Source organism: Streptomyces sp. NP-1717 (assembly GCF_022695985.1).
Lineage (GTDB): Bacteria > Actinomycetota > Actinomycetes > Streptomycetales > Streptomycetaceae > Streptomyces.
Genome location: NZ_JAAPBF010000169.1, coordinates 1 through 15396, shown reverse-complemented (window position 1 = coordinate 15396; position 15396 = coordinate 1). Strand labels below are relative to the sequence as shown.

Genomic DNA, 15396 nt, shown 5'->3' with positions numbered 1-15396 from the left:
TACGTGGTCACCTCGTGCGCCAGCGCGTCGATCACCCCGTCCGGGCCCGCGCTCGCTGTGCTTCTGTACGACCACGAGGTGGTCGAGCGGGTCCCGGAGGAGCCGCACGACCGACCCGTGCACGTGGCGGTGACTCCGGGCGGGACACGGCGCTTCACCGGCGGCTGAGCGGCCCGCCCCGGCCGGGGCGGGCCGTCGTGCCCTACGGCGCCAGCGTCAGGGTGTCCCCCGTGCTCTCCTCCACGGCCCTGCTGGTGAACGACCAGTCGAGCAGCTCGCCCTTGGCCCATTTGTCGGTCTGGTCGGTGTAGTTCGCGCTGTACGCGTGTCCCGAGGCGCCCGTCAGGTTGATCCACCGGGACTTGTCCCAGTCGCCGACGTTGACCACCATCCGCATGGACGGCACCCACATGACCTCGTAGCCGCCGGCCGCGTTCCAGCCGGTGGCGTTGACCGCCGCCTCGCCGCCGCCCAGGTTCCACGGGCCGCGGTTGAGCAGGGTCCGCACGATGCCGGGCCCCTCCGTACCGAGGGTCTGGTTCTCCAGGGTCAGCTGGTGCAGCCGGCCCCAGCTCCAGGTGGAGACGTCCTTGCCGAGCTTGGCGGTGAGCTCCCAGCGCGCGTCCGCGAGGGCGCGGAGCAGAAGTTCGTCACGGGTGTCGGTGGCCTTCTCCGTACGCGTCCTCGGGGACTGCCACCACTCGTTGTCCTCGTCCTTGAGGATCTTGCGGGTGATCTCGAACCAGCGGTCGCCGCCGTCCGGCTGCGCCGAGTCCGGGGAGCGCTTGCCGCACTCCTGCACCAGCTCCGCGAGGTCGTCGACGGGCCCGGTGCTGTCGGCGGGGCGCACCGTGAGGCACTCGCCCTTGACGCGCATCTCCTTGGGAAGCTTGTTCCCGAAGGCGAGCTTGAGGACGTTGCGCCAGACGCCGTTGAAGTACGCCGCCGCCGCCGAGTCCGGCTCCTGGGTGCCGTCCCAGCCTTCGAGAAGCTTCTGGGCCTCGCGTACGGAGGGGTCCGCGACATCGATCTTCAGCAGGTACGGCATGAGCAGCGTGGCGATCTCGCTGCGGTTGTCGGTCTGCATGGTGCGCATGTCGTCGGTGGAGATCTTGCCGCCGTCCTTGATCTTCGACTTGATGAGGTCGTTGATCCGCTGGCTGCGGGCGCCGTAGCCCCAGTCCTCCGTCAGCGGGTACGGATAGTCGTCCTCGTCGATGACGGCCTGGTTGGCGGTGACGATGTAGCCGCGCTTCGGGTTCTCCTCGTAAGGAAGCTCGTCGAAGGGGATGTAGCCCTCCCAGCGGTACTTCGGGTCCCAGCCGGGGGCCGGCATCGAGCCGTCGCCCTCGGCGCGGATCGGGATCCGGCCGGGCGCCTGGTAGCCGATGGTGCCCTTGGTGTCGGCGTAGATCAGATTCTGCGAGGGAACCTCGAAGAACTCGGCGGCCTTGCGGAACTGCGCGAAGTCCTTGGCCTTGTTGAGCTGGAAGACCGCGTCCATGGACTTGCCGGGCTGGAGGGCGGTCCACTGGAGCGAGACCCCGTACCCGTCGCCGCGGTCGGGGGCCGCGTTGTTGACGGGCGCCTTGTCGCCGACTCTCCGCAACTCGCCGTTGCGGTCGGAGACCACCGGGCCGCGTTCGGTGGACCGGACCGTGATCGTCTCGCTCTTGCCGCCGGCGACCTTGATCGTTTCCTGACGGGTGGTGAACTTCTTCTGCTCGTTCCCGTACTGGTAGGTGTCGCCGTTGATCTTTTCCAGATAGAGGTCGGTCACGTCGGCGCCGAGGTTGGTCATGCCCCAGGCGATGTCCTTGTTGTGGCCGATTATGACGCCCGGCGTTCCGGCGAACGTGTAGCCGGCGACGTCGTACTGGCAGTCCTTCGTGGAACTGCGGCAGTGCAGGCCCATCTGGTACCAGACGGAGGGCAGTTGGGGCGCGAGGTGCGGGTCGTTGGCGAGCAGCGGCTTGCCCGTGGTCGTGTAGTCACCCGAGACGACCCACGAGTTGGACCCGATGCCGCTGCCGCTGGGGCCGAGGAGGGCGGGGATCTCGTCGAGGGTGCCCGAGAGGGCGTCGAGCTGGGACTCCAGGCCCTGGGCGGCGCCGGCCGGGTCCGTTCCCGTACCGGTGCCTGTACCCGTGCCCGCGCCGAGCCCGGTGCCTGCTCCCGTTCCCGTACCTGTCCCGGTGCCCGTGCCCGCGCCGTCACCCGTCGCGTCGCCCGGCTCCGCCTTGGGGTCGTACTGCTCCGTGAGCGGATCGACCGCGCCCTCGGTGACGATCGGCTGGTTCCGGCTGTACGGATACGACGGGTACAGCTCCTCTATCTGCTTCTCGTCCATCCTGCTCGTGAGCAGCGAACGGTCGATCTCGTCCTGCATGTTGGAGCGCAGGTCCCACGCCATCGCCTTGAGCCAGGCCACCGAGTCGACGGGGGTCCACTTCGCGGGCTTGTAGTCGTTGGTGAACTTCAGCGCGGCGTACTCGACGGAGATGTCCTTGCCGTCGCGCCCCTCCAGGTAGTCGTTGACGCCGTCCGCGTACGACTGGAGGTTCTTCTTCGTCTCTTCCGAGAGCTTGGTGTCGTACTCCTGCTGGGCCACCCGCCGCCAGCCGAGCGTGCGAAGGAACTCGTCCGTCGCGACCTGCCCCTTGCCGAACATCTCGGAGAGGCGGCCCGCGGTCATATGACGCCGGACGTCCATCTCCCAGAAGCGGTCCTGCGCCTGGACGTAGCCCTGGGCGCGGAAGAGGTCCCGGTCGGTGTTGGCGTAGATCTGCGGGATGCCGTAACTGTCGCGCTTGACCTCGACCTGGCCGTCGAGACCCGGCATCTTGATCGTGCCGGTGGTCTGCGGGAGCGAGGCACGCACGGTGCTGACGCCCCAGTAGGCGCCGTAGCCAACCCCTGCTACCAGAGCCAGGACCAGGACGATCACGACAAGGCGGGCGCGTCGCCCCTTCTTCTTGGTGGCAGGGGGCGTTGAGTTGGCGGGCATCGCTGTCCTTCGAGGGGCAGGGCGGTCCTGGAATGCTGCAGCAACCATAGGCGCAGCGGTTCACTCGCCCCGACGCGGTGTCACTAGTGGGACCGGGAGTACAACCTTGCGGGACTCCTCGGACGATCACACAGGAAATCACGGAATCGGTCGCACGGACGATCGATCACGTCAAGGAAACGTTAAAGATTAGGTAAGGTAACGAAGTGCCGACCGCCGGGGAAACGATCCGGTGCGCGCGAGGGGAAGGATCGGCCGCTGACTGTCCACCAGCTCAATGAACTCCTGCTCATCTGCTCGCTCGTGCTGCTGATCGCCGTCGCCGCGGTACGGATCTCGTCCCGGAGCGGGCTTCCCAGCCTGCTGCTCTACCTCGGGATCGGCGTCGTCATAGGGCAGGACGGGATCTTCAACGTCAAGTTCGACAACGCCGAGCTGACGCAGGTGCTCGGGTACGCCGCCCTGGTCGTGATCCTCGCCGAGGGCGGACTCGGTGCCAAGTGGAAAGAGGCGAAACCGGCGCTGCCGGCCGCCGTCGCCCTGTCGACCGTCGGTGTCGCGGTCAGCGTGGGCCTCACCGCGGCCGCCGCGCACTACATCGTCGGCCTGGACTGGCGGCAGGCGTTGATCATCGGCGCCGTCGTCTCGTCCACGGACGCCGCCGCCGTCTTCTCCGTACTGAGGAAGATTCCGCTGCCGTCGAGGGTGACGGGCGCCCTGGAGGCGGAGTCGGGCTTCAACGACGCCCCTGTCGTGATCATGGTGGTGGCGCTGTCGACGGTCGGACCGGTGGAGCACTGGTACGTACTCGTGGGCGAGATCGCCCTGGAGCTGGCCATCGGCGCCGCCATCGGCCTCGCGGTGGGCTGGCTGGGGGCCTTCGGGCTCCGGCGCGTGGCCCTGCCCGCGTCCGGCCTGTACCCGATCGCCGTGATGGCCATCGCCGTCGTCGCGTACGCGGCCGGGGCGATGGCCCACGGCAGCGGGTTCCTCGCCGTGTACCTGGCCTCGATGCTGCTGGGGAACTCCAAGCTCCCGCACGCGCCCGCGACTCGCGGCTTCGCGGAGGGCCTGGGCTGGCTCGCGCAGATCGGCATGTTCGTCCTGCTCGGACTGCTGGTGACGCCGCACGAACTGGGCGACGACTTCTGGCCCGCGGTGATAGTGGGGCTGGTGCTGACCGCGGTGGCGCGGCCGCTGTCCGTACTGGTCAGCCTCGCGCCGTTCCGTATCCCGTGGCAGGAGAAGGCGCTGATGTCGTGGGCGGGGCTGCGTGGCGCCGTACCGATCGTCATGGCGACCATCCCGATGGTCTCGGGCATCGAGGGCAGCCACCGGATCTTCAACATCGTCTTCGTGCTGGTCGTCGTGTACACGCTCGTGCAGGGGCCGACGCTGCCCTGGGTCGCCGGGAAGCTGCACCTCGGCGACCCCTCCGAGGCGGCCGACCTGGGCGTCGAGTCGGCGCCGCTGGAGCGGCTGCGCGGTCATCTGCTGTCCGTGGCCATCCCGGACCGGTCCAAGATGCACGGTGTGGAGGTCGGCGAGCTGCGGCTGCCCCCGGGGTCGGCGGGCTCGGACGAGGGTCGGGCTGACGGCTGGGCGGTCGGTCGGGTGGTGGGTCGGCCGGGTGGTCGCCCGGCCGACCGGCTGGTCGGCCGTCGTCGCCTGGGATTCGAAGGTCGTCGCGTCCGGAGGTGACGATCACAGGTGCGGGCCGGGATCTTCCAGGTATTTCCCAGGTACGATGGGGCCCGTGCCTGTCGCGTCGAGGACCGTCTCCGACGTATCGCCGTGACAACACCGACTTGATCGACCAACTCTGTCTGACGCAGAGCTGGCGCGACCGTATGGCGGCCGTGGCGTCCCTCTCAGTGGACCCTGGGTATCTACCGCAGTTCCGCGCAAGAGGACAGCTCTCGGCGGTCCCCGCACGTCCGGGGACGCCACCAGGCGGCAGAAAGGCAAGGACCGTGGTCAACACGGTCGACACCACCGCCGGCGCCCCCGAGGGGACGGCCCCGCCCCGTCCGGGTTACGGGCAGTTGCTGCGTACCCCCGGCGCCTGGACGTTCCTGCTCCCCGGCTTCGCCGCGCGACAGCCCTTCGCGATGCTGACGATCGGCATCGTCCTGCTCGTCCAGCACACCTCCGGTTCGTACGGCAGCGCGGGCATAGTCGCCGCCGTCACCGGTGTCTCCATGGCGCTCTTCGCGCCGCAGAACGGCAAGCTCGCCGACCGGTTCGGCCAGCGCGCGGTACTGGTGCCCGGAGTGCTGCTGCACGCGGCCTCCGTCACCGCCCTGACCGTGCTCGCGCTGGCGGGCGCGCCGCTGTGGGCGCTGTTCCTCGCCGCCGTACCGACAGGCGCCTCTGTCCCGCAGGTGGGGCCGATGGTCCGGGCCCGCTGGGCGGCCGTGCTCGGCTCGTCCGACGAGCGGGCGCGGCTGCTGCCGACGGCCGCCGCCTTCGAGTCCGTCACGGACGAGTTCACCTTCGTCATCGGACCGGTCCTGGCGACCGCTCTGTGCACCGGCGTGCACCCTGCGGCCGGACTGATCGCCGAGGGGGTGCTGACCCTGGCCGGCGGGCTGCTGTTCGCGGCGCAGCGGGGCACCCAGCCGAAGCCCGCGGGGCGGCGTACGGCGGGCTCGGAGCGGGCGGGCGGCTCCGCCGGGGCGCGCGTCTCGGCGCTGTCGGTCCCCGGCGTACGCGTCCTGGCCGTGGTCTTCCTGGGTATCGGTTCGGTCTTCGGCGGTATGCAGGTCTCGCTCACGGCCTTCGCCGAGGAGATCGGCAACCCCGGCGCGAACGGCCTTCTGTACGGAGTCTTCGCCGCCGGCAACATGCTCGCCGGGATCGCGTGCGGTGCCGTCGCCTGGAAGATCGGGCCCCGCCGCCGGCTGATCGCCGGCTACGCGGGACTGACACTGGCCGCCTCCGGGCTGTGGGCCGTGGACTCGGTGCCCGTACTCGCCGGGCTCGGGCTGCTGGTCGGGCTCTTCATCGCGCCCGCGCTGATCAGCGGCTACACCTTGATCGAGCCACTGGTCCCCGCCGGGGCCCGTACGGAGGCCTTCACCTGGCTGACGGGCTCGGTCGCGCTGGGCCAGGCCGGCGCGGTCACGGCCGCCGGACAGCTGGCGGACGCGCACGGCGCGAGCGCCGGGTTCGTGGTGCCTCTGGTGGGCACCGCGCTGGCCCTGATCACGCTCGTCGCCCTGCGCTCGCGGCTCACGCCGAAGGCGTCCGGCCGCGTCGCCGCGCGTGGAATGGGTCACCGCGTGCCGGTGGCAGTGGACTGATCCAGCGGAATGCGTCACTATGGAGCGTCGTTAGCACTCATTGAGTGAGAGTGCCAGGAGGAACAAGTGCCGACCTATCAGTACCAGTGCACCGAATGTGGCGAGGGCCTTGAGGCGGTGCAGAAATTCACCGACGATTCCCTCACCGTGTGCCCCGCGTGCGAAGGACGCCTGAAGAAGGTGTTCTCCGCGGTCGGCATCGTCTTCAAGGGCTCCGGTTTCTACCGGAACGACAGCCGCGGCTCGTCGTCGAGCAGCACGCCGGCCAAGGCGGGCGCGTCGAACGGCTCGGGTGAGTCGGGCGGTTCGAGCGACAAGTCCTCGTCCTCGTCGTCGGACTCCAAGTCCGCGTCCACGTCGTCGACCGGATCGTCGTCGTCCTCGTCGGGATCGGGCTCGTCCGGCTCGGGTTCCTCCGGCTCGAAGTCGAGCGCTTCGAGCGGCAGCTCCAGCTCCAGCGGCTCCTCCGCCGCCTGATCGTCCGCAGACACCTCCGGGGCCCCGCCGTTCGGTACGGCGGGGTCTTCGGCGTCCCCGCACCCCCGCCCGTGCGCCCCCGGAACCCCATAGGGTGATCACCATGGCGACCAAGGCGAACGCAGAGGGCTCGGAGACCGCGGAGATCGGCGTCATCGGCGGCTCGGGTCTGTACTCATTCCTCGACGACGTGACCGAGGTCACCGTCGACACCCCCTACGGACCGCCCAGCGACTCGCTGTTCATCGGCGACGTCGAGGGCAGGCGCGTCGCGTTCCTGCCCCGCCACGGGCGCGCGCACGACATCGCGCCCCACCGCATCAACTACCGCGCCAATCTGTGGGCGCTGCGGTCCGTCGGCGTACGGCAGGTGCTCGGCCCGTGTGCCGTGGGCGGGCTGCGTGAGGAGTTCGGCCCGGGGACGCTGCTCGTGCCGGACCAGATGGTGGACCGTACGAAGGCACGCACCCAGACGTACTACGACGGGGTGCCGCTGCCCGGTGGCGGCGCTTCCAAGGTGGTCCACATCTCGCTGGCCGATCCCTACTGTCCCGAGGGGCGCCGGGCGGCGCTCGCGGCGGCGCGAGGGCGTGAGTGGGAGCCGGTGGACGGCGGGACGCTGGTGGTCGTCGAGGGACCGCGCTTCTCGACCCGCGCCGAATCACGGTGGCACGCGTCGATGGGCTGGTCGGTGGTCGGTATGACGGGTCACCCCGAGGCCGTGCTCGCCCGTGAACTGGGGCTCTGCTACACGTCGTTGACGCTGGTGACCGATCTGGACGCCGGGGCCGAGACCGGTGAGGGCGTCTCGCACGAGGAAGTGCTGAAGGTCTTCGCCTCGAACGTCGACCGGCTGCGCACGGTGCTGTTCGACACCGTGGGCGGGCTGCAGCCGGGCGAGACACGGGACTGCCTGTGCTCGCACGCGCTGGACGGTATCGACACGGGGCTTGAGCTGCCGTAAACGCCCTGGACGATCTCGTTCGGGTGAGCGAGTTATCCACATTCGGGCAGTTGTCCACAGGCTTCGGCGGGATTCCGGCGGGACGTGGATCGTGAGGGGCGGTCAGCGAGAACTCCTCACGCCAGGTGGTGGTTGCCATGTCCCGTTCCCGTTCGCTCCCCCGCTCTCCCTCCCGCCCTGTCTCCACGCGTCCCTCGGATCCGCCGTTCCTCCCGTCCGTGCCGGTGCCCGCGCCCGTGGCCGCCGCGCCCGCGCCGTGCGGGGTGCCCGCGTTCGAACCGCTGCGGGTGCGCGGCGGCGGGCACCGACTGCGCAGGGCCCTGCTCCGGCGGCGGCGCGCGATGGCGGCGGGGCTGGCGGTGACGGCCGCCGCGCTGGCGGCGTCGGGCGCGGGCGGTCCCGGCGCCCCCGCCGGGGCGGAGGAGCGCGCCGCGTCCCGCGCGGCGGCGCGTGGTGGTGGGGCGTCGGGTGCGGGCGCCGCGGCCCAACCGGGCGCGCCCACAGCCCGGTTGGTGACGGCTCCGGTGCGGATCGCGGATGTGGCGACTGTCCGGCTGCTGCGACCCGGCGACCGGGTCGATGTGATCGCCGCCGCCCACTCCCCCGTGGGCGGGGAGTCGGACGCCCGGGTGATCGCGACGGGCGCGCTGGTGGAATCCGTCCCACGGGTCCCGCAGGGCGCCGCCGACGGTGGCGCGCTGGTCCTGCTGACCGTCGCGCGTGATGTCGCGGCCGAGTTGGCGGGTGCGAGCACGAACTCACGGCTGGCGGTGACGCTGTGCTGAGCCGCCCGGTGCCGGCCCGTGCTCTTCGCCGTCGTACTGATGAGCACACTGGTCACACGAAAGCATGGGCGGATTGGACAGCTGGGGCGCGAGTTACCCAAGGTGTCAGGGCGATTGGCTGTCCCCGTCGCTGTCCCCACGGCAGATACGTAGAAGGGCTCACTGGTGAGCAAGGAGAAGGAGAGCGTGCTGGAGGGCTTCAAGGCCTTCCTGACGCGTGGCAACGTGATCGACCTCGCGGTCGCGGTGGTCATCGGCGCCGCGTTCACCAACGTGGTGAACTCCCTGGTGAAGGGCGTCATCAATCCGGTCGTCGGCGCGTTCGGCACCAAGGATCTGGACCGCTACACGTCGTGTCTGAAGGACCCCTGCGAGACGAACGCGGCGGGCGACGTGGTGTCGGGGATCCCGATCATGTGGGGGACGGTGCTGAGTTCGACACTCAGCTTCCTGATCACCGCCGCCGTCGTGTACTTCCTGATGGTCCTGCCGATGGCCAAGTACCTGGCCAGGCGCGCCAGGCAGCAGGCCGCCAAGGAGCAGGTGGAGGAAGTGCTGGAGGTGAGCGAGCTGGAGGTCCTGAAGGAGATCAGGGACGCGCTGCTGGCTCAGCAGCGGGGGCCGGGGCGCGACGCGCCGTAGGGCCCGTCCGGCTTCGGGCGCTCAGATGTGGTGGGGCGGCTTCTCGTCCAGGAAGCGCGCCAGGTCGGCCGCGCCGTCGCCGCTCGTGGCCGGCCGCTCGCCCCAGCCGGAGTCCGTGTCGTCCGAGGACTGGCGGTCCAGCGGGTCGTCGAAGACCAGCGGCGGCTTGGGCGGGCCCGGCTTGGGGGGTGACGGCTTCGGCGGGGCCGGCCGGGGCGGCTCCGTGGCGGTGTCACGGGGGCCGGGAGTGCGTGCGGTACTCATACCTCCAGGGTACGGCGGCGGGCGCGGCGGACGGGGAGGTCCGCCGTCCACGGGTCCGGCCTCGTGGTACGCATGGGGTTCATGGCAATCAATGACGCACTGACGGATGTGGCGGGGATCCGGGTCGGCCACGCGCGGGTGGCCGGGGACCGGGCGCTCACCGGTACGACGGTGGTCCTCGCGCCCGAGGGCGGGGCGGTCGCCGCCGTGGACGTACGGGGCGGCGGGCCCGGCACCCGGGAGACCGACGCGCTGGACCCGCGCAATCTGGTCCAGCGGGTGGAGGCCGTCGTGCTGACCGGCGGCAGCGCGTACGGGCTCGACTCCGCGACCGGTGTGATGGCGTGGCTGGAGGAACACGGGAGAGGCGTGCGGGTCGGGCCCGACCCGTCCCAGGTGGTGCCGATCGTGCCGGCGGCCTGCGTCTTCGACCTGGGGCGCGGCGGCGACTGGCGGGCCCGGCCGGACGCCTCCACGGGCCGCGCGGCGGTGGAGGCGGCGGCCCGTACGGAGCCGGGGGCACCCGTCACCGAGGGGGCGGTCGGCGCCGGGACCGGGGCCGTGGTGGGACAGCTGAAGGGCGGGGTCGGCACGGCGAGCGTGCTGCTGCCGTCCGGGATCACCGTCGCGGCGCTGGTCGTCGCGAACGCGGCCGGCTCCGCCGTCGATCCGCTGACGGGCGTGCTGTACGGGCGGTACTTCCAGGGCCGTCCCGGCTACCCTTCGGCCGGTGTCCACGAGGCGGCCCTCGCGCGGCTCACCGGGATCCGCGAGCGCGACGGGCGGCCCCCGCTGAACACCACGCTCGCCGTCGTGGCGACCGACGCCGACCTCTCCAAGGCCCAGGCGCAGAAGCTCGCGGGGACGGCGCACGACGGTATCGCGCGCGCCGTCCGTCCTGTACATCTGCTCAATGACGGCGACACCGTCTTCACGCTCGCCACGGGGGAACGCGCGCTCGAAGCAGGGGATCCGCTGGCGTTCAACGCGTTGCTGGCAGCCGGGGCCGACGCTGTGACCAGGGCAATCGTACGGGCGATGGTGGCGGCGGAGGGGGTTGACGGGCCTGGCGGTACGTTTCCCGCGTACCACGATCTGTACGGCACGGACTGACCCGCAGCGCAAGGGAGTTGAGGGGGCTCGAAGGAACTTCTCGCGCGCCCCCAATCGTTTTACCGAACTTGGGACGCAATGCCAGCCCCAGGGGCTACGTTATGCAATCACCAAGTGACATGTGGCGACGGCCTGGAGACCCACCTTGAACGATCCGATTGAGACAAGCGAGACGCATCTTGAGCGTCTCCTGGGTCGGGCACTCAACTCCTTCGATCTGCCCGACGCCGTGATCGAGCGGCTCGACACCGCTCTGGCGCACGCCAGTTCAATGCGTTCCTCGCACCACAGTGCGGGACTGCATCGCGAGACCTACCGGCATACCTACCTGCTTGCCGACAGCACCGCCCTCACCCTTTGGGAGCTGGTCCACAACACCGGGCGCGACGGCGCCGAACAGCACGAGCTCTACACCGACGAGCACGAGGTGCGCCTCGCCGCCTCCCGGCTGCGCCGCCCCGGCGGCGCGGAAGGTCCCGGCAAGGCCGCCGTTCCCTCCCTCGACCACCTCGACCCGACCGCCGATTCCGATTCGCTCTTCGAGTCCCGTTTCGAGCCGGGCCTCGGCGGGAGTCTCGATCCGAGCTTCGAGTCCGACCTCGCCGCCGATCTCGAACTGCTCAGCGGCCTGCTGACAGCGCCACAGACACCACTGCCCCGGGTGTATCACCCGGACAACTCCGCCGACCACGCACGCCGGGTACTGCGCCGCGCGGAGAACATGGACCGGCCGGGCGAGGAGATCGCGGGACGGCTGCGGGCCGCCTTCGCCCACCAGATCACCCAGGTCTTCGGCAGACACGGCCATGTCGAGGGCAAGGACGCGGGGTTCACGCTGTACGAGCACGCGTTCCTGCTGCTCGACGGCACGGAGACGAGCCTGTGGGAAGTCGAGCACACGGCGACGCCCGACGGCCGTCACATGTGTGAGGTGTACGCCGCGCAGAGCGCCGCGCGCGAAGCCATGGAGCTTCGCGCGCGGGTCAGATGAGCGGGTGAGGCGCCTCAGGCGGACACCGGCACCTTGGGCGCGGTCCCGGACTCCGCGCCCGGGACGCCGTCCCGGACCGGGTCCTTCCCGCCGCGCCCGCCCATGCCCTTCAACAGGACGACCAGAGCGGTACTGACCGCCGTACCGGCCAGGATCGCGATCAGGTAGAGCACCGGATTGCCGATCAGCGGAAGCACGAAGATCCCGCCGTGCGGGGCGCGCAGGGTGCACTCGAAGAGCATCGACAGCGCGCCCGTGACCGCGCCGCCCGCCATGGCCGACGGGATGACCCGCAGCGGGTCGGCCGCGGCGAACGGAATCGCGCCCTCGGTGATGAACGAGCCGCCGAGCACCCACGCCGCCTTGCCGTTCTCGCGCTCGGTACGAGTGAAGAGGGCGCCGCGCACCACGGTGGCCAGCGCCATCGCCAGCGGCGGGACCATGCCCGCCGCCATCACGGCCGCCATCACCTTCAGGCTGCCCTCGTTGGGGTTGGCGAGGCCGCCGACCGCGAAGGCGTAGGCGACCTTGTTGAGCGGCCCGCCCAGGTCGAAGCACATCATCAGGCCGAGGACGACACCGAGGATGATCGCGTTGGTGCCGGACAGCCCCGACAGCCAGTCGGTGAGGGCCTTCTGGAGCTCCGCGATCGGCTTGCCGACCACCAGGAACATCAGGAAACCGACGACCGCGGAGGAGATCAGCGGGATGACGACGACCGGCATGATGCCGCGCAGCGCGGCGGGCACCCTGATGCGCTGGATGGCCATGACCGTGCCGCCCGCGATCAGACCGGCGGCGAGACCGCCGAGGAATCCCGCGTTGATGGTGAGCGCGATCGAGCCGCCGACGAAGCCGGGTACGAGACCGGGGCGGTCGGCCATCCCGTACGCGATGTAGCCCGCGAGGACCGGCACCAGGAAGCTGAACGCGAGGCCACCGACCTGGAACAGCAGCGCGGCCCAGCTGGTGGAGTCCGTCCACACGAAGTGTTCGGCGACGGAGGGCGCCTTGTCGATGGTGTAGCCGCCGATGGCGAAGCCGAGGGCGATGAGGAGTCCGCCGGCCGCGACGAACGGGACCATGTAACTGACGCCGGACATCAGCCACTTGCGCAGCTTGGTGCCGTAGCCCTCGCCGGGGTCGCCCGCCTCGTCGACGGGTGAGCCGGTGGCCGGGGCCGTCGTCTCGCCGCGGGCGGCCTTGTCACGGACCTCGGCGATCAGTTCGGCGGGGCGGTTGATACCCGCCTTGACGCCGACGTCGACGGTGGGTTTGCCGGCGAAGCGTTCCTTCTCCCGTACGGGCACGTCGTGCGCGAAGATCACGCCGTCGGCGGCGGCGATGATCGCGGGGTCGATCCGGGTGAACCCGGCGGAGCCCTGCGGTTCGACGACGACCTCGACGCCTTCGCTCTGGCCGGCCTGTTCGAGGGCCTCGGCGGCCATATAGGTGTGGGCGATGCCGGTGGGGCAGGAGGTGACGGCGACGACACGGAAGACGTCGGGCGCGGGGGCCGGTTCCGGTTCGGTGTCCGTCTGGGCCGGGGCGGGTGTCCCGGGCGCGGTGTCGCCGCTGATCAGGCTCGCGGTCGCCGCCGGGTCCGTCGCCGCGCGCAGCGCCGCCGTGAAGTCCGGGTCCATCAGGCGCCGGGCCAGGGCGGACAGGATCGTCAGATGCGCGTCGTCGGCGCCGGCCGGGGCGGCGATCAGGAAGATCAGGTCCGCCGGGCCGTCCGGCGCCCCGAAGTCGATGCCCACGGCCGGGCGGCCGAACGCCAGCGTCGGCTCCGTGACGTGCTCGCTGCGGCAGTGGGGTATGCCGATCCCGCCGTCGAGCCCGGTCGGCATCTGCGCCTCGCGGGCCGCCACATCGGCCAGGAAGCCCTCCAGGTCGGTGACGCGGCCCAGAGCCACCATGCGTTCGGCCAGCGAGCGGGCCGCGGCTTCCTTCGTCTCTGCGGCCAGGTCGAGGTCGACCAGGTCCGCGGTGATCATGTCGCTCATCGCGGGCTCCTTCGGGTTGGGGGACGTGCGGGGAGAGGTCATGAGGCGGACTCCGAGAGGGGACGGTCCAGGGGGATGTCCGCGGACACGGTGACCGCCCGCGGGTCGAGGTCCGCGGGCGACGGCATGACGCTGCCCGGCAGTTGGACGGCCGCCGCGCCGTGGGCGACGGCCGAGGCCAGCGCGTCCGGGCCGGTGCCGCCCGCCGCGAGGAAGCCGGCGAGCGAGGCGTCACCGGCGCCGACGTTGCTGCGGACTGCCGCGACGGCGGCGGAGCCGAAGTACGCGCCCGCGTCGGACACCAGGAGCTGACCGTCGGCACCGAGGCTGGCGAGGACGGACCTGGCCCCGTACGTACGCAGCTCCTCCGCCGCCTTCAGCGCGTCGCCGACGGTCGCCAGCGGGCGGCCGACGGCGGTGGCGAGTTCGTCGGCGTTGGGCTTCACGACGTCCGGGCGTTCCCTGAGCGCGGCCAGCAGCGAGGCGCCGGAGGTGTCGAGCGCGATCCGGGCGCCGGCGGCGTGCGCGCGGGCGACGAGTTCGGCGTACCACCGGGGGCCGAGCCCGCGCGGCAGGCTGCCGCAGCAGGCGATCCAGTCGCCGTCGGCCCCCACGGCGTGGTCGCCGAGGGCGGACAGCAGGGACTCCGACTCGGCGGGGGTCAGTTCGGGCCCCGGCGCGTTGATCTTCGTGAGCGTGCCGTCGGGTTCCGCGAGGGAGATGTTGGAGCGGGTCGCGCCGGTGATCGGTACGGGGGCGACGTCGATGCCCTGCCCGGCGAGGAGTTGGGCGACGAGCGCGCCGGGCGCACCGCCGAGGGGGAGCACGGCGACGGTACGGTGCCCGGCCGCCGCGACCGCCCGCGAGACGTTGACGCCCTTGCCGCCGGGGTCCATCCGCTCGACGGTCGCGCGCAGGACCTCGCCGCGGCCGAGGACGGGGATCTCGTACGTACGGTCGAGGCTGGGGTTCGGGGTGACGGTGAGTATCACGCGGGGCCCCTCCGGGTGGTGGCGGTTCTAGACACCGAGCACCTCGGTGCCCGCGGTCTCGATCGCGGCGCGGGCGGCGGGGGCGAGCGCGGTGTCGGTGATCAGCAGGTCGACGTCGGCGAGGTCGCCGAAGCGGGCGAAGTGTTCCTGGGCGTGTTTGGCGGAGTCCGCCAGCAGCACGACGCGGCGGGCCGCCGCGACCAGTGCGCGTTTGACGGCCGCCTCGGCGAGGTCGGGGGTGGTGAGGCCGCCGTCCGGGGAGAAGCCGTTGGTGCCGAGGAACACGACGTCGGCGCGGATCTCGCCGTACGCGCGCAGCGCCCAGGCGTCGACGGCGGCGCGCGTGCGGTGCCGGACCCGGCCGCCGACGAGATGCAGGTCGATCCCGGGGTGGTCGGCGAGGCGCGCGGCGACGGGCAGCGCGTGGGTGACGACGGTGAGGCCGCTCTCCAGCGGAAGCGCGGCGGCGAGCCGCGCGACGGTCGAGCCGGCGTCGAGGATCACGCTGCCGGTCCGGGGCAGTTCGGCGAGGGCGGCGTGCGCGATGCGGTCCTTCTCGTCGGCGGCGGTGGACTCGCGCTCGGCGAGGTCGGGCTCGAAGTCGAGGCGGCCGGCGGGGATGGCGCCGCCGTGCACCCTGCGGACGAGGCCGGCGCGGTCGAGGGCCTTGAGGTCGCGCCGTACGGTCTCGGCGGTGACCTGGAACTCCTCGGCGAGCGACAGCACGTCGACACGGCCTCCCTCACGGGCGAGGCGCAGGATCTCTTGCTGCCGCTCCGGTGCGTACATGTGGTTTTACGTCCGTTCGATGCCCGAGTCTGTGGTTTCAGGGGCACGTTACGGCGGGGTT

The 15396-nt window shown here is 71.3% G+C and carries 13 protein-coding genes and 1 pseudogene; 9 read left to right on the top strand and 5 right to left on the bottom strand.

Going from position 1 to position 15396, the window contains the following annotated elements; all coding sequences use genetic code 11:
- Positions 1-168 (top strand): annotated as a pseudogene (locus GXP76_RS36070) (5-formyltetrahydrofolate cyclo-ligase); the annotation flags it as partial.
- Between the two features lie 34 nt (positions 169-202).
- Here the strand turns inward: GXP76_RS36070 and GXP76_RS26340 are convergent.
- Positions 203-3007, bottom strand: coding sequence for a penicillin acylase family protein (locus GXP76_RS26340; RefSeq protein WP_242574092.1), 2805 nt, complete (start codon positions 3005-3007; stop codon positions 203-205).
- Between the two features lie 258 nt (positions 3008-3265).
- Here GXP76_RS26340 and GXP76_RS26335 point away from each other — a divergent pair, with 258 nt between their 5' ends.
- The 6 genes from GXP76_RS26335 to mscL all read left to right on the top strand — a co-directional run bounded on the left by GXP76_RS26335 (position 3266) and on the right by mscL (position 9180).
- Complete coding sequence (locus GXP76_RS26335) at positions 3266-4708, top strand: potassium/proton antiporter (RefSeq protein ID WP_308354211.1); 1443 nt, start codon at positions 3266-3268, stop codon at positions 4706-4708.
- Positions 4709-4980: 272 nt separating this feature from the next.
- Positions 4981-6312 (top strand): MFS transporter, encoded by a 1332-nt coding sequence (locus tag GXP76_RS26330; RefSeq protein WP_242574091.1) that lies wholly within the window; start codon positions 4981-4983, stop codon positions 6310-6312.
- 66 nt (positions 6313-6378) lie between these two features.
- On the top strand, positions 6379-6789 hold the full coding sequence (locus GXP76_RS26325) for an FmdB family zinc ribbon protein (RefSeq protein WP_242574090.1): 411 nt from the start codon (positions 6379-6381) through the stop codon (positions 6787-6789).
- A 103-nt stretch (positions 6790-6892) separates the two neighbouring features.
- Entirely contained in the window at positions 6893-7753 is an 861-nt protein-coding gene (locus GXP76_RS26320; RefSeq protein WP_242574089.1) for an S-methyl-5'-thioadenosine phosphorylase, read from the top strand.
- 137 nt (positions 7754-7890) lie between these two features.
- Positions 7891-8538 carry a hypothetical protein gene (locus GXP76_RS26315; protein WP_242574088.1) on the top strand — a complete coding sequence of 216 codons (648 nt, stop codon included), beginning with the start codon at positions 7891-7893 and terminating at the stop codon, positions 8536-8538.
- Positions 8539-8703: 165 nt separating this feature from the next.
- Positions 8704-9180 (top strand): large conductance mechanosensitive channel protein MscL, encoded by a 477-nt coding sequence (gene mscL, locus GXP76_RS26310; RefSeq protein WP_242574087.1) that lies wholly within the window; start codon positions 8704-8706, stop codon positions 9178-9180.
- 21 nt (positions 9181-9201) lie between these two features.
- On the opposite strand, the gene GXP76_RS26305 is transcribed toward mscL, so the two are convergent.
- The gene (locus GXP76_RS26305; RefSeq protein ID WP_242574086.1) at positions 9202-9444 is read right to left on the bottom strand and encodes a hypothetical protein; all 243 of its coding nucleotides are present in this window, start codon (positions 9442-9444) and stop codon (positions 9202-9204) included.
- An 81-nt stretch (positions 9445-9525) separates the two neighbouring features.
- On the opposite strand from GXP76_RS26305, the gene GXP76_RS26300 reads away from it, so the two are divergent.
- Both GXP76_RS26300 and GXP76_RS26295 read left to right on the top strand, forming a co-directional pair.
- The gene (locus GXP76_RS26300; RefSeq protein WP_242574085.1) at positions 9526-10557 is read left to right on the top strand and encodes a P1 family peptidase; all 1032 of its coding nucleotides are present in this window, start codon (positions 9526-9528) and stop codon (positions 10555-10557) included.
- A gap of 145 nt (positions 10558-10702) precedes the next feature.
- Positions 10703-11548: a DUF6227 family protein gene (locus tag GXP76_RS26295; RefSeq protein ID WP_242574084.1), complete on the top strand. Its 846-nt coding sequence runs from the start codon at positions 10703-10705 to the stop codon at positions 11546-11548.
- Positions 11549-11562: 14 nt separating this feature from the next.
- Here GXP76_RS26295 and GXP76_RS26290 read toward each other — a convergent pair whose 3' ends face one another.
- Genes GXP76_RS26290 through GXP76_RS26280 form a run of 3 tightly spaced genes read right to left on the bottom strand, consistent with a single transcriptional unit; the run spans position 11563 to position 15335 of the window.
- Entirely contained in the window at positions 11563-13554 is a 1992-nt protein-coding gene (locus GXP76_RS26290; RefSeq protein WP_242574083.1) for a fructose-specific PTS transporter subunit EIIC, read from the bottom strand.
- Positions 13555-13592: 38 nt separating this feature from the next.
- Positions 13593-14546 (bottom strand): 1-phosphofructokinase, encoded by a 954-nt coding sequence (gene pfkB, locus GXP76_RS26285; protein ID WP_242574082.1) that lies wholly within the window; start codon positions 14544-14546, stop codon positions 13593-13595.
- Positions 14547-14573: 27 nt separating this feature from the next.
- Positions 14574-15335, bottom strand: a complete 762-nt coding sequence (locus tag GXP76_RS26280; protein ID WP_242574081.1) for a DeoR/GlpR family DNA-binding transcription regulator — start codon at positions 15333-15335, stop codon at positions 14574-14576.
- Positions 15336-15396: the final 61 nt, after the last annotated feature.